The 13,343-nt window shown below is 50.7% G+C and carries 13 protein-coding genes and 1 tRNA gene; 7 read left to right on the top strand and 7 right to left on the bottom strand.

The window, feature by feature from the left end; genetic code table 11:
• Positions 1 to 6: 6 nt before the first annotated feature.
• Positions 7 to 306 (bottom strand): hypothetical protein, encoded by a 300-nt coding sequence (locus NEA10_RS01900; protein WP_252663524.1) that lies wholly within the window; start codon positions 304 to 306, stop codon positions 7 to 9.
• 108 nt (positions 307 to 414) lie between these two features.
• Here NEA10_RS01900 and NEA10_RS01895 point away from each other — a divergent pair, with 108 nt between their 5' ends.
• The 5 genes from NEA10_RS01895 (at position 415) to NEA10_RS01875 (ending at position 5,314) form a co-directional block, all read left to right on the top strand.
• Positions 415 to 1,026 (top strand): DUF3318 domain-containing protein, encoded by a 612-nt coding sequence (locus NEA10_RS01895; protein WP_252663523.1) that lies wholly within the window; start codon positions 415 to 417, stop codon positions 1,024 to 1,026.
• A gap of 70 nt (positions 1,027 to 1,096) precedes the next feature.
• Positions 1,097 to 1,420, top strand: coding sequence for a phasin family protein (locus tag NEA10_RS01890; protein ID WP_087709709.1), 324 nt, complete (start codon positions 1,097 to 1,099; stop codon positions 1,418 to 1,420).
• A gap of 76 nt (positions 1,421 to 1,496) precedes the next feature.
• On the top strand, positions 1,497 to 2,042 hold the full coding sequence (locus NEA10_RS01885; RefSeq protein ID WP_252663522.1) for an FKBP-type peptidyl-prolyl cis-trans isomerase: 546 nt from the start codon (positions 1,497 to 1,499) through the stop codon (positions 2,040 to 2,042).
• A 94-nt stretch (positions 2,043 to 2,136) separates the two neighbouring features.
• Positions 2,137 to 2,553 (top strand): HEPN domain-containing protein, encoded by a 417-nt coding sequence (locus tag NEA10_RS01880; RefSeq protein WP_252663521.1) that lies wholly within the window; start codon positions 2,137 to 2,139, stop codon positions 2,551 to 2,553.
• A gap of 70 nt (positions 2,554 to 2,623) precedes the next feature.
• A complete protein-coding gene (locus NEA10_RS01875) occupies positions 2,624 to 5,314 on the top strand; it encodes a P-loop ATPase, Sll1717 family (RefSeq protein ID WP_252663520.1) in 2,691 nt (896 codons plus the stop codon).
• 115 nt (positions 5,315 to 5,429) lie between these two features.
• Here NEA10_RS01875 and NEA10_RS01870 read toward each other — a convergent pair whose 3' ends face one another.
• Positions 5,430 to 6,392 (bottom strand): putative 2-dehydropantoate 2-reductase, encoded by a 963-nt coding sequence (locus NEA10_RS01870; protein WP_252663519.1) that lies wholly within the window; start codon positions 6,390 to 6,392, stop codon positions 5,430 to 5,432.
• 19 nt (positions 6,393 to 6,411) lie between these two features.
• The gene (locus NEA10_RS01865) at positions 6,412 to 6,942 is read right to left on the bottom strand and encodes a hypothetical protein (protein WP_252663518.1); all 531 of its coding nucleotides are present in this window, start codon (positions 6,940 to 6,942) and stop codon (positions 6,412 to 6,414) included.
• A 344-nt stretch (positions 6,943 to 7,286) separates the two neighbouring features.
• Here NEA10_RS01865 and NEA10_RS01860 point away from each other — a divergent pair, with 344 nt between their 5' ends.
• Complete coding sequence (locus NEA10_RS01860; RefSeq protein ID WP_252663517.1) at positions 7,287 to 7,871, top strand: hypothetical protein; 585 nt, start codon at positions 7,287 to 7,289, stop codon at positions 7,869 to 7,871.
• Positions 7,872 to 7,877: 6 nt separating this feature from the next.
• On the opposite strand, the gene gatA is transcribed toward NEA10_RS01860, so the two are convergent.
• Entirely contained in the window at positions 7,878 to 9,341 is a 1,464-nt protein-coding gene (gene gatA / locus NEA10_RS01855; RefSeq protein ID WP_252663516.1) for an Asp-tRNA(Asn)/Glu-tRNA(Gln) amidotransferase subunit GatA, read from the bottom strand.
• A gap of 91 nt (positions 9,342 to 9,432) precedes the next feature.
• The gene (locus NEA10_RS01850) at positions 9,433 to 9,801 is read right to left on the bottom strand and encodes a 2Fe-2S iron-sulfur cluster-binding protein (RefSeq protein WP_252663515.1); all 369 of its coding nucleotides are present in this window, start codon (positions 9,799 to 9,801) and stop codon (positions 9,433 to 9,435) included.
• A gap of 252 nt (positions 9,802 to 10,053) precedes the next feature.
• Between NEA10_RS01850 and NEA10_RS01845 the strand changes: the two genes are divergently transcribed.
• A tRNA-Ser gene (locus NEA10_RS01845) sits at positions 10,054 to 10,140 on the top strand.
• Positions 10,141 to 10,197: 57 nt separating this feature from the next.
• On the opposite strand, the gene NEA10_RS01840 is transcribed toward NEA10_RS01845, so the two are convergent.
• Together NEA10_RS01840 and NEA10_RS01835 are read right to left on the bottom strand one after the other, a co-directional pair.
• Positions 10,198 to 11,976 (bottom strand): EamA family transporter, encoded by a 1,779-nt coding sequence (locus NEA10_RS01840; RefSeq protein ID WP_252663514.1) that lies wholly within the window; start codon positions 11,974 to 11,976, stop codon positions 10,198 to 10,200.
• 454 nt (positions 11,977 to 12,430) lie between these two features.
• The gene (locus NEA10_RS01835) at positions 12,431 to 13,339 is read right to left on the bottom strand and encodes a thermonuclease family protein (protein WP_252663513.1); all 909 of its coding nucleotides are present in this window, start codon (positions 13,337 to 13,339) and stop codon (positions 12,431 to 12,433) included.
• Positions 13,340 to 13,343 lie beyond the last annotated feature (4 nt).

The raw sequence follows: 13,343 nt of genomic DNA, 5'->3' as shown, positions 1-13,343 counted from the left end.
GGTGAGTTAAGGCTCATCGCCGTTTTCAGGGTGGGGAGACTCGGGGAGGGTAACATCGGTAATAAACTCCGCCGCTTCCGGTTCCGAGGGGCGATCGCTACTCCAGGCCCACCACACACAACCGCAGGAACAGTGATAGAACTCTTGCCATTTCCGGGTATAGTCAGGGTTGTAGACGGGCGATCGCCGGTTCAACCAAACTTTATTAGCTGTACGACTGCTGGCCCCACATTGAGGACAGCGGAAGTCAAAGGCGTGAACCGCCGATTTTGTCCAGTCTGGAGCAATTGGCGCAAAGGCATCCATAGGGGAGAATAAGCTAAACAGAGAATTCATCCCCCATTGTGGCAAGCTAGCGGTGACCCTGCAATCTGGGTCGTTCCTGATTGTCGTTCCCCATCCTCCCAACTCCCCATGAATCCAGCCATCGAGACTCATCGCCTCCTCGATTTAATGCCCGCCTCCGGGCGTATGTTCGCGAAAATTGTCAGTCAACCCAGTTTGTCTAAGGTCATTGATACGCCGTTTCCCGTTCCCTGGAAGCGCGATCGCCTGATTCTGATTAACTTTGACTTTTGGCAAGAGTTGAGCCAACCTCAGCGAGATTTGCTCCTGTTACGGACTGTCTGTTGGCAGTTAGAGATTCGCTGGTTTAAGTTGGATGTCTATCAAGGCCTTGGCTTAGCCGGGATTGTGGCCACAGCGGTTCAAGTGAGCCAAGGGGATGCAGTGGGGATAGTCGCGGCGGGAAGTTTGACGGCCATCGCCCTCAACCAGATTTGGCGACAGAACCAAGCCACCGCCTCGGAACTGGCGGCCGACGAAGGGGCGATCGCCGTGGCTCAACGTCGCGGCTATGATGAAGTAGAAGCTGCCAAAGCCCTGGTCAGCGCCATTAAAGCCGTCAGTGAGTTGGAAGGACGACCCGGATTGTCCTTTACTGAGTTAGTTCGCTGTCAGAATTTACGGGCTATAGCTGGGGTGTCGGGGGTTACAGTTCCCGAAGGCCTCCGCCAAGAGGAGTAAACGCGCTAGGATCGGGAAACGTCACCGACAATCGGTTCAAGCTCATCCGTCCTTTGCACTTAAAATTTCGATGGATAACAACAATCTACTGACCCAACTGCTCATGATCGGCGTGGGGACTACATCCCTGGTGGCCGAGAAAATCAAAGAAGTCAGCGATCGCTGGGTGAAAGAAGGCAAAATCGATTCTGATGATGCCAAATCCATGATCGACGACTTCATGACTCAGTTTAAGTCAGAACAGGGCAACCTGGAAAAACAACTCGATCGCCAACTTCGCAACGCCATGCAAGATTTAGGCGTTCCCCGCCAAGCGGAGATGGATGAGTTGCGGGGACGACTTGATCGCCTAGAACGCCAAGTTCGCGATCTGGAAAATAAAAATTGGCGGTAAGCTAACCTAGGGATTTGTCCAAACCCCTAACGTCAATTCATTGGACATTGTGTTTAGAGAAAAAGGAGGACTTACCTTGCGACCGATTTTAATTAGCTTAAGTCTGGTTCTCGTCTGTGCTGTGGCGATTCTATTTACCCTCATTAACGCCCAAAATCAAACGGCGATCGCCGACGAACTCCCCGCTGAAGATTCCTCAGCTGCGGCTGAAACCCTCCGCGAAGATAATCCCAATCTCTTCGCTCAGGCCCCTAATTCCGAGGCCGTCGCCGATGAGGATGGGATTTACACCACGGAATCCGGTTTGAAGTATGAAAAACTCGAAACCGGTGACGGTGCGCAACCCCAAGCCGGCCAAACGGTGATGGTTCATTACACGGGAATGCTAGAAGATGGAACCGTGTTTGATAGTTCCCGTGAGCGGAATCGTCCCTTTAGCTTCCGCATCGGTGTCGGCCAAGTGATTCGCGGCTGGGATGAAGGTGTGGGAATGATGCAGGTGGGCGATCGCTGGAAGCTCATCATTCCCCCGGAACTCGGCTATGGTGAACGAGGTGCTGGTGGGGTCATTCCTCCCAACGCCACCCTCATTTTTGATGTGGAATTGCTACGCATCAGTTAAGTTCCTGAGATAGTTCCTCTAAGGCTAGGGGTCATCATGTCCTTAGCCTGGGGGAGTCAACGTTTCCCAGAGTTAAAACAGCCTTGAGATTCTGATGAGTCCCGACACCTATCACGAATGGCTTACAGTCGCCGATGAGAGACGTGATGATGCTTTAAAACTTCAGCAAGAACGGCCACAGTCGATTGCTAGTGTCTATCTGGCTGATTATGCCATCGAATGTACCCTAAAAGCCTTATTACATAAACAGGGACGGTCATTTCTTAGAAGTGGACGAGGGGGACATAATTTACGTCAACTTTGGGCAGATTGCGGATTTCGGGTATCAGATCTACAGGATCCAAAAGGGACACAGACCTTTTATCTCCAAACTTGGGACACAAGTTTACGCTACGAGAGCAAGCTCCCATCTGAACCCGGTTTAGAAACAGAAGCTTTAATTCAAGGAGCAAAACGCATTTGTGGGCTTGTTAGGACCGAAATTCGTCGTCACGGCTCCCGAAAACGATAAATCAATTGGGTCAATGTGCTGAAGTTGAGGGAGATTCCCATTGAGAGAGTGATCGGATGAGGGTTAAATCATGACAAATCTGACAAGAGATAGCATTCGGGTTCAAATCGCAAATAATCTAAGTTCTGTTAACTATGAACTCAACGATTTACGGATTCAACCCGATCCCTTTTCCGGTTGGCGCATTGTTGTCATTTCTCCCGATTTTGCCGAACAATCGAATTTCGAGCGTCGTCAAATTGCGCTCAACGGACTAGAGGAATTAGAAATTGAATGGCTCGATCTCCTCACGCCCGAAGAACGAGACTGGGCGGGAAAACTTCCCCTTGACAGCGATTTAGAAGACCTCCCCCTCTGGCCCGAAACCCTCGCACGGGGACAAAATCTTCCGGAGACGATTCGCTTTCCCTCAGATCTCGATGATGACCTCGAACCTCCCATCGTCGCCACTTTTTACTCATTACGAGGTGGAGTGGGCCGCTCCACCGCCTTAGCCTATACCGCCCAAATTTTAGCCCGTCGGGGTCGTACGGTGCTTTGTGTGGATTTAGATTTAGAAGCCCCCGGTTTAGCGGCTTTGTTTGGACGAGAAGCTGAAATTCAACCCGGACAAGGGGTATTACCTACGTTAGTTGCGTTAGATCGTGGAGAAGAACTCGATCTTCAATCGCAAATTTTACGGCTATCGGAGTTAGATGAACTCTACTGTTTACCCGCCGGAAAACCCGATGCAAATTATGCTCGCCTCTTAAATTTTGTTGACCCAGCGGCTTGGTATCGCGAAGAGTCCAATCCTCTGCGAGATCTCTTATCTCGCCTCAGTTCTAGTTTATCCTTTAAACCTGAGATTATTCTCTTTGACGCCTGCACGGGGATTACCCCCTTAAATGGACCGCTTCTGTTTGATTTAGCCGATGTGGCGATTATCACCTTTTTTCCTCATCCGCAAACTCAAACTGGAACTGAAGCCTTGGTTCGGGGATTACTGGCGTCTCGAACCCGTCGCAATCAAGAGTTAACCCCAGAACCTCGCTTTTTAGTATCTCCCATTCCGGCTAGTAAAGCCCCAGAAGTGATTGAGCGGTATCAACACCGCGCGCTCAGTTGGATTAGCGATTGGCTGGCTCAGGTCACAGAACAACGCCCTGAGAGTACGGCGATTGATGAACGGGAGATTACTCATTTTATTACCTATCAGGATGTGATTGCAACGTCTGATATCGTGGGGGGCGATCGCGATCTCTGGAAACCCTATGAGGCGATCGCCCAATGGATTGAAGTTTTTCTACCCACCCGAAGCGAGCAAAAGTTGGCCGGCTTATCCCCCCAAGTTAACTTACCTGAACTTAAGCCACAAATTCTTCAGGAACTTAACTTTTCAAGTGGAACGGCGGAAGACCAAGATGATTTTTTAAAAACCTTTGTTCCGACGGAGAGTATCAATCGCGCGTTGCGACCTGAAATCCCCCTAATTCGGGGACGCAAAGGAAGTGGAAAAACAGCAATATTCCGACGAATTGCTGAAGACAATCGTCAAACTAGAGTGGTTGTTATGTCTCCCACTCCGCTTAAAAATGATAAGTCTTGGATTTTAACGCCCGAGGGGTTTCAAGAAGTTGAAAATGAGTTGAAACAGCGAAACAAAACTTGGCGTGATTTTTGGCTAGTTCAGGTTTGTGTTGCGGCAGCATCTAGCCTATCTCCAGACCAGATTGAAGGAGTATCTAATTCCTTGGGAGAAGACCTGCAACGACCAACCAGTGAATTAGACTTTATCGAAAGGTTAACGACTCTTCTGTCCAGAGAACGTTTGGGATTACTAGCTCAAGACTGGTTGCAAAAACTTGACGATAGACTCTCTGGCAACATCCTACTTTTATTCGATGGTTTAGACACCAGTTTTGGCAATGAACCTGAGGCAAGAAAACGACGTACTCAAGCCATTGAAGCGTTACTGTCTCTGGTGATTGAGTTTGGAGACGCTCTGAGAAATTTAAAATTTAAAATTCTTCTGCGAGAGGATATCTGGCTTCAACTCAAATTTGACAACAAAAGCCATTTTTATGGACGCTCAACAGTGCTAAATTGGTCGAATCGAACCGACTTTTTTAAAATTGCCATTAAACAGGCGATTCAAGCTGAAAGTTTCCAGAACTTGGTTCGTCAGATGACTGAGGAAGAATCATCAAGTCTGAATCCCCCTCCTCTACTCAAGGTATCACTTGATAGTATTGACTATTGGTCCGAGGAACAAGTCAAGCAAATTTGGAATCTTTTACTGGGGGAACGAATGCGGGGAGGGAAATCAGCATTTACTCAAAATTGGGTTTGGAATCGTTTAAGTGATGGAGATGATGAGCGGAGTCCCCGTTTTCTGTTACGGTTATTTCAGGAAGCCAAAAACTGGGAAAAACGGGAATATACCCAAGAGTCTCAACGTCCGTCTAAAGAACCGAATCATAAAACCTTGATTCGTCCTCGTGGTTTAAGTGAATCGTTGTCAAAAGTGTCACAAGCGGCGTTGAGTGCGTTAATTGATGAGGAATTTAGGGAACTGCAACCCTTGACGGAACGGTTAACCCAGATTGGGCGATCGCCGGTGGAAGTTTCAGAACTCAAAGACTTAGACGATGAAGTTAAACTCGCTCGTGAGGTGGGGTTACTATCCGTCTATGAAGGGAGTGATGGCGAGCCTAAACGATATAAAGTCCCCGATTTATATCGTTTAGGACTCAAAATGACTCGATCAGGACAAGCTTAACTCTGTCGAAGTTGGCTACAAAAGTCTCCCGCTAGGGTACATCGTTGAAAAATCCCCTCTACTGGAGGGGTAGGCGATGTCTTGCATTGACTACCCTTTAGAGACGTTCCAGGAATTACGCCCGATTATAGCGGTCTAACACCGTTAACTGCTGATACAACAAGGCCATTTGCGGCAAACTGGCCCCAGCGGCGGTTCCACGACGCAGGGGAGTTCCCAGAATCGCCTCAATTTCTAGGGGACGTTTGGCCTCAAAATCCAGTTTCATACTGGTTAAATAGGGGGGCATTTTTTCCGTAGTCGTTAACATTTCCTCAACAAAGACTCCCGGAATCTCCCGTCCACAGGCCCGCGCCCCCGCCACGACTTCAGCCATTAACGATTCTACCGCCTGACGACTGTTAGAATCTGTGATGAGGCGATCGGTTTTGGCATCTAACACCACCGACAAGCCATTAAAGGGGATGTTCCAAACCAGTTTTTTCCAGCGGGCGAGCAATAAATCCTCATGGAATTGCATGGGAATCTCGGCCCGCTCAAAATCATGGGCGATCGCCCGCATCCGCTGCGTCACCCCTTGAGGCTTATAATTCGGGCGATACTCCCCCAGGGCGATCGCCCCATAATCCAAATGACGAATCTGGCCCGGGCCCAGCTTATTGGAACAAATAAAACACAACCCCCCAAGAACGCGATCGCCCCCCACCCACTGGGCCACCTCATCTTCAACCCCTAAGCCATTCTGCAACACCAACACCACCCCATCGGAGTTCAACAGAGACGGTAACAACTCCCCCAACACCTGATTCTGAGTGGTTTTCAGAGCCACAATCACCACATCACAGGGGGGCATATCCGCCACATCACGATAAGCCCGAACCTCCCCCAGGCGAAAATTGCCCTCAGGAGATTCCACCGTCAACCCCTCCTGACGAATCACCTCATAATCACTGCGCGTCAGGAAATGCACCTCCACCCCGGCCCGTTGCAGTTTCGCACCATAATAGCCGCCAATAGCGCCCGTTCCGACAATGGCGTAGCGGCGGGGAGTCGAAGCAGATAGGGGAAACGATGCCATAACTCAAGTCTCTTGCAGTCTATTGAAAGCCTTGTTGCCACACTCCAATATAAACGTGGGTGTCACTTTCCCAAAAGATAACTCCCTCCATGGCCGAGAGTTGGAAGCTGTACTCCGAGGTTTGCCGTTCCCAGACGCGGTAAAAGCCCCCCTCGATCGCCTCATTGAGTTGACATCCCAACATACTATCTAATGTCGATAACACTAGGGGCAATTCTAACCCGTGGTGAAATGAGGCTTCCGTCTGCTGCAACACATCAGACTTATCATCAAACAACAATCCCAGACTCACCTGATTAGGAATCAGATAATACACCAAGGCTGTACTATTACCCCAATAGCCCCGCTGTACAGCCGCCGGTGCCCCAATCAGTCGCTCAACTTGAGGTTTGAGGGTTCCGGGTTTAAATCCTGGTAGTCCAAAGCCACTAGGTTCATCCTGACAATAGAGTTGTTGAGGCACAACCTCAGGAATCCACTCTCCCCGCGATTCTGCCTGTCTTGTTCCTCTGACCCAGCCCAACTCATGGGCCATCACGGCTGGAGCCATTAGGAGCCCCATGGCGCTCGCCCAACCCATCATACCCCAATGATACCGATATTTTGCCGACATAATCTCTGGAGTCTGGTTTAATGATAGAGATTGTGAAACTCATCCGAATTTCCCAAAATGGGAAACAGCACCTTCCCCGATCATAATTCGGTTTATCTCGATTTTCTAGCCTGATGTGACAGGATTTGTTTGCTCCACAACTGTCACAAACCCATCGTAAATATACGTAAATTTCAATCCCAAATTTACTATTTTATTTAAAAAAAACTTGACAAACCCAGTATTTTTTGCTAAAAGAATTGAGCAGTGTAAACTTTATTGAACCTGACCCTTGGCCCTGCGTGTCTTCCCCAACCCTAACCTATCTGATTATCGACGACCTAGAACAACCTTCCGAACGACAGGTGGGAACCTTAGTGCGTCTGTCTGGGCGACGGGATAGCGCTAAAACTCGTCAAGGGGCGATCGAACTCGTGCGACACTTATGGGAAGAGGATTTACTTCCCGCTAATCGCTTTGCTAACGGAATACATCAAGACTCGATTATGGCCGTCTCCGAACCCACTGATACCCAGACGTTACGTCCCGTCGAACGGGGGGCCCAGGAACTTTGTCAACTCCTGAACCTCCAAGTGACTCATCAACAAACCTGTCAGGAAGCACGTCCCCTCCTGAGCCTCGTGCAAGCTGTCTTGGAGAATGAGCGATCGCTCACCCCGGAAGAACTCGAACTGGCCAGCGATCGCAAAACCGGCAAACTCCTACAAAAAGTCGCCAGTAGCCACGCCGAACTCAGCCGCTTTCGAGAGTCCATGAGCGGCGATGCTCAACTCATCTTAGAAATCATCCGTGCTGAAACCCCGGGAGACGTTGCCATCCAATCTCCCGATACCGTCACCAACGGGGCCAGTACAGCCGCCAAATAACGACCTTTAAGCCGACAATTTAGGGGTGCGAGTATGCCACAGCGTCGCCTGTTCATAGGCATTGGCAATTTCTAGCAGTCGTTCCTCCTGAAGCACATTGCCAATCATCTGCATCCCAATCGGCAACCCTTGACTGTCAAAGCCACAGGGGAGACTCAACGCCGGTAATCCCGCTAAGTTCACTGGAATCGTCATCAAGTCTGACAGATACATACTCAGGGGATCATCAGTTTTCTCCCCAGCCTTAAAGGCCGTCGTCGGCGAAGTGGGGGTAATCAAGACATCCGCCTGAGCAAAGGCCTTTTGGAAATCCTGACAAATCAACGTCCGCACCTTCTGGGCCTTGAGATAATAGGCATCATAGTAGCCGGCCGAGAGGGCATAGGTCCCAATCATAATGCGGCGTTTCACTTCCGGGCCAAAGCCTTGGGCCCGAGTTTTTTCATACATCTCCAGGAGATTATCGGCCTCCTCGGCCCGTAAGCCATACTTCACCCCGTCATAACGAGCTAAATTCGCAGAAGCCTCCGAGGGCGCAATAATGTAATAGGTGGGAAGACCATAACCGAAGGTGGGGCAGGAAATCACAGAAATCTCCGTTCCCAACTCTTGCAACACTTCGACCGCCGCCTTTACAGCGGTTTCCACCTCCGGATCGAGGCCCTTGCCAAAGGTTTCTTGAATAATCCCCACCCGCAAGCGTCCCTTCGGCTTGAGATTGGGTTTCACGGCTCGGGAGTAATGGGGGATCTTCACCTTGAGACTGGTGGAGTCTCGGGGATCATAGCCCGCGATCGCCTCCAAGAGGGTTGCTGCATCTTCCACCGTACGGCCGAAGGGGCCAATCTGATCCAACGAGGAGGCATAGGCCACCAAGCCATAGCGAGAGACTAAGCCATAGGTGGGTTTCATCCCCACCACCCCACAAAACGAGGCCGGCTGACGAATCGAACCCCCGGTATCTGAGCCGAGGGACACCACCGCCTCTTCAGCCGCCACCGCCGCCGCCGACCCCCCGGAGGACCCCCCGGGAACGCGAGCGGTATCCCAAGGATTCGCCGTCAACTGATAGGCGGAGTTCTCCGTGGAACTTCCCATAGCGAACTCATCTAAGTTCGTCTTCCCCACCAAGACGGCCCCAGCCGCTTCCAACTTCTCAATGACCGTGGCATTGTAGGGGGGAATGTAGTTTTCTAAAATCCGCGAGCCACAGGTGGTGGGAACCCCACGCATACAGAGGTTATCCTTAATGGCAATAGGAATCCCCTCTAACAGTCCAATGGACTCCCCCGCCGCCAGTTTGGCATCCACTCGCCGCGCTTGGGCGATCGCCGCTTCAGCCGTCACATGGAGAAAGCTGTGAAGTTGCGGTTCCAACGCTTCAATGCGAGCGAGGGTTTCCTGGGTCATTTCAACCGCAGATCGCTCTTTATTAATCAATTCTCGGTGCAACTCACGAATGGATGCCATGCACGAACCTCTACCTTAGCGTGGACTTCAAAAAACAAAAGTGATACCAGTGTACTTTAACTCAGGGGAGATCCCCTAGCCCCTCAACCGGCTAATCTTCATCAAGGGGTAAGCCCATGCGAACCTTCCCTTTGCCAAAATAACGACCGAACTGAAGTTCATACACTTCATCTTCATCCTGAGTTTCTACCTCAATATCCGAACGAGGATAACTCACACAGAGGAGAGCATAGCCTTTTTTCTGGAGGGCCGGAGAGAGTCCCATGGCCTCAGGCTGGTAGAGTTCCCCAGACAGCACCCGCACTGCACAGGTGGTACAAGCCCCGTTACGACAAGAAAAGGGTAAATCGGCCCCTTGATTTTCCGCCGATTGCAAAATATAGCGGTCTTCCGGGACTGTGACGGTGTAGTCTTTGCCCGTTTGGCGATCGTGAATCAGAATGTGGTGGGTACGAGTCATAGGTTCAGCTCGGGTCAACAACAGATGGGACATGGTCATCCTCCTATGCTGAGCTTACGGCAAAGTGGCGGGACAGGACAACGCATCGCTAAAGGCTTATGATAACCACAGATGGCTAAAGCGACGGAATCATGGGGACTTGAGGTTATATTTGGCAAATTTTTAGCAAAATCGTCTCAGAGGCCTTCCCTAGCGCTGAAATTTCTGTTAGGATAGTAAAGCTTTGACTGAAAAACTCAATACAGTCTCTAAGGAGAGGTGGCCGAGCGGTTTAAGGCGCAGCACTGGAAATGCTGTTTAGGGGCAACTCTAACGAGGGTTCGAATCCCTCCCTCTCCGTTCCAAAGAAAAGACGCACCCAGGTGCGTCTTTTTTCATGTGGTCGCAGGTCTCGTCCTACGCCTTGCTTGTCAAGAACATCCGTTCCAAACTCAAGGCGACCACCCCAGCGGTGACCACTAACATGCCAAAAATTTGATTCCCTGCCAGTTGTTCTCCAATCAGGAAGAAGCCGAACAGAGCGGTCATCACCGGGCCCGTTGCCCCGATAATTGAGGCGAGAGAGGCGCCGGCATAGCGAATCGCGAAGTTATTAAGGACATAGCTAATCAGCGTCAATAACCCTAACCAAATGCCACTCCAAAATAGTCCACCCAGATGCTGTGTCGGTAGGGTCATGGTTTCATCAAACCGCTCCACGATGACTAACCCGACAAAGGAGAAGACGAAGACACAGACAAAGTTAGCAAAACTGAAGGAAATCGGGTGCATTTGCTTCGAGGCAATCTGAGTCAGGAGGACATAGCCCGCAAAGGTGACCCCGGACCCCAAGGCGGTCAAACTTCCCAGGACTAACCCCTCACCCGCCAAACCGCCGGATAAAAGCTCACCGATACCTGGAACAGCAGAGATGCCACCCACGAGAATGACGGCCATAATCACAGCACGGGTCACGCTGGGACGAGCACCAAAGAGAAACCAAGCCCCCAACACCGTGACAATAGGGAAGATAAAGAACAGGGTAATGGCGACACCCGCCGGAATGTTACCCAGGGCGATATAGATTAAGACCTGGGAGATAAAGAGGGCCGCACCACTCCCAATCACTTGATATTGAAGTCGGCGATTTTCAGGTTTTTGGAAGGTTTGTAGCTCGCTCCACCATTGGGGATACAGTTGCATGGCTAGCAATGGCATCAAGAGGACGACCACCACCATGCGCATGAATAAAATCAGCATGGAGTTCCCGAGGCTGGGAGAAATAATTCCCCCCCAGGAGACGAGTCCTAGGATACTACTCTCGTTGAGGATGACTCGGATGCTGACGTTAAACAGAGATAGAACGGCTGAGTAAAGCAGGGCCAACACTAACCCGGTTTGCACTTGGGAAGCGGGCTTGGGGGGAGGGGGGGCTGGAACTTCGTTGCGATCTACTTCCGTATTGACTTCAATCTCAGACTCTAAGGGGTCCGGGGTAGGGACGATCGGGGTGGAACCATGACTATTATCGTCGGAACTGGCGTCCGGTTGACGGGAAACCGGCAAAACAGAGTCTGTGGCCCCATTGCGATAGGCGGGTGGGGTAGCGGTGGGAGAAATTCCCTGGGCTTCGTCTTGTAATTCGTGGCTGAGACGACTCACAAGGGTATCCAGGAGGGCTTCCCCTTGTTGTTGCAGGTTATCTAGTTCACGCAGGGATTGGGAGAGATCGCTGCGATAGTTGGTTAGTTCTCGACTGAGACTTTGATAGGTTTGATGGAATCGTGTATCGACGGAATCCCGCAGGCGATCGCCCTCATCTAAGGCGGCCAGAGGACGACTGGGGGGAAGTTGACGCGCGGCCAATTCTTCTACCCGGGCCGCCAGCCGTTCTTCGAGACTGGCCGCCACCAGTTGTGCCAGTTGTTGGACCCAAACCTGACGCTCTTCCTCAGACTCATTCAGGGCTGGGGGTTGCTGGCCGGGAGAGAGTTGTTGATAGCGAGTTTGTAATTGGTTGATATCATCTAGCAGGCGGGTTTTCTCCGCTTGCAGGCGGCTGACATCTCGCGTCAGTTGGACGATGAGATCCTGTTGAAGGTGTTTAAGATCCCGAGTCAACTCAGTCAACACAGTTTCGACTGAGCGATCGCCGATACCGTCGGGGTTGGTCAATCGCGTTTCCCTTTGCTCCATAACTCCTGAGTCCTTGCTCTCTCCTATCATCGTTAGCGGGCGATCGCCTCAGAACGGTGGAATGGCTCGATTGCCCCTTGCTCGCTCATATCGGCTTGCCCAACATCTTAAACGGTCTTTTGCTCGGATTGAAAGGGAAATGAAACTTCTTCATGGAGTCTTAACGGAAATCAGGGAGAGGTGGGGGAATCACCCCTCAGCCCCAGTTGTAGCTAGATAGAGCCCACAAAAAAGACGTGACCGTAAGAGTTGGCCACGCCTGAGCGGTTGAGTTTCGGTTGAATTTAAGGGTGTTTACTAAAACAGAAATTTATTAAGGGCAGAGTGATATCCGCGATGCCATCATAGTCTAAATTTTTGTAAAACAACAGACTAAACATATCGAATTATGTTATGGGGCAGATTATGTTTGCCTATAGGGTCCCGTTACGTTTAGATAAAACCGTTAATTTCCCTAAAAATTCGGGGGAAAATCTGATAACTGGTCAAGGTGACGAATAATCATCTGGGGTAAGCCTCGATGCAACGTAATACGACCTTTTACATAGGCATACCCCCGTCCTCGTCCAGCATAACGATTGACGATCAAGCGCACTAGAGCCTCCCCATCGGGATTCGAGGCCGTGGGAATCCAAAACTTCAGGGGACAGAGACGGGAGCCTGTAAAAATAATTGCCCCTCCTTCCACCTGCTTGCGGATACCCCCTTGCAGATCACAAAACAGAGTTACAGTGCGGCTTTCGTCGATCGCCTGCAACACCTGAGGATAATCCAGTTGAACGGAAATCGCCCCAGAGGCCGCACCGGAGCGACGGAAATCCTCAATAATCGATGCCCGGTAAGCCCACCATGCCGACAAACTACAATAATTACGGGACGCACCCTGGGCATTGACCTGGGGATTCCAAATTTTTCGTTGATGGGCCTGGGCCTCAAATTCCGCTTGAGTAAACAGCAGGTCATACAGGCGCGATCGCCCATATTTCGTAAAATAGGGACTCCAGCCCTGTTGCACCGTAAACAGATTGTAATGGCTCTCTCCCCGATGGACATAGCACACCAGACGGCTGCAATTGCCCCGATGCCAACGCAAACAGTCCTCAGGTGAATCGTCCGTGTCAAACTCCAAATCCACCTCACATAACTCCCCATTGGCTTTCGAGAAATACTCATGAGCCATGTGATCGGCGGCAATCCCCGCCTCCGTCACCGGTTTAGCCGTTTCCGGGGAGGGATGTAGACTGCTCTCTTCCGTATCCACACAAATCAGACGAACAAACTCTTCCTGTTCGTCAATCTTGACCTTTAAGGTGTCGCCATCGACAACTTCCGTCACCTGGATATCTCGCAGCCTAGTTCCCACCTGA

It is taken from the genome of Phormidium yuhuli AB48 (assembly GCF_023983615.1).
Lineage (GTDB): Bacteria > Cyanobacteriota > Cyanobacteriia > Cyanobacteriales > Geitlerinemataceae > Sodalinema > Sodalinema yuhuli.
Note: the sequence above shows the minus strand (reverse complement) of the source record. Positions and strands in the feature narration are given on the sequence as shown.

Coding starts and splice junctions, on each gene's coding strand:
- NEA10_RS01900 (WP_252663524.1), bottom strand. CDS start 306: ATGGATGCCTTTGCGCCAATTGCTCCAGACTGGACAAAATCGGCGGTT.
- NEA10_RS01895 (WP_252663523.1), top strand. CDS start 415: ATGAATCCAGCCATCGAGACTCATCGCCTCCTCGATTTAATGCCCGCC.
- NEA10_RS01890 (WP_087709709.1), top strand. CDS start 1,097: ATGGATAACAACAATCTACTGACCCAACTGCTCATGATCGGCGTGGGG.
- NEA10_RS01880 (WP_252663521.1), top strand. CDS start 2,137: ATGAGTCCCGACACCTATCACGAATGGCTTACAGTCGCCGATGAGAGA.
- NEA10_RS01875 (WP_252663520.1), top strand. CDS start 2,624: ATGACAAATCTGACAAGAGATAGCATTCGGGTTCAAATCGCAAATAAT.
- NEA10_RS01870 (WP_252663519.1), bottom strand. CDS start 6,392: ATGGCATCGTTTCCCCTATCTGCTTCGACTCCCCGCCGCTACGCCATT.
- NEA10_RS01865 (WP_252663518.1), bottom strand. CDS start 6,942: ATGGCTCCAGCCGTGATGGCCCATGAGTTGGGCTGGGTCAGAGGAACA.
- gatA (WP_252663516.1), bottom strand. CDS start 9,341: ATGGCATCCATTCGTGAGTTGCACCGAGAATTGATTAATAAAGAGCGA.
- NEA10_RS01850 (WP_252663515.1), bottom strand. CDS start 9,801: ATGACTCGTACCCACCACATTCTGATTCACGATCGCCAAACGGGCAAA.
- NEA10_RS01840 (WP_252663514.1), bottom strand. CDS start 11,976: ATGGAGCAAAGGGAAACGCGATTGACCAACCCCGACGGTATCGGCGAT.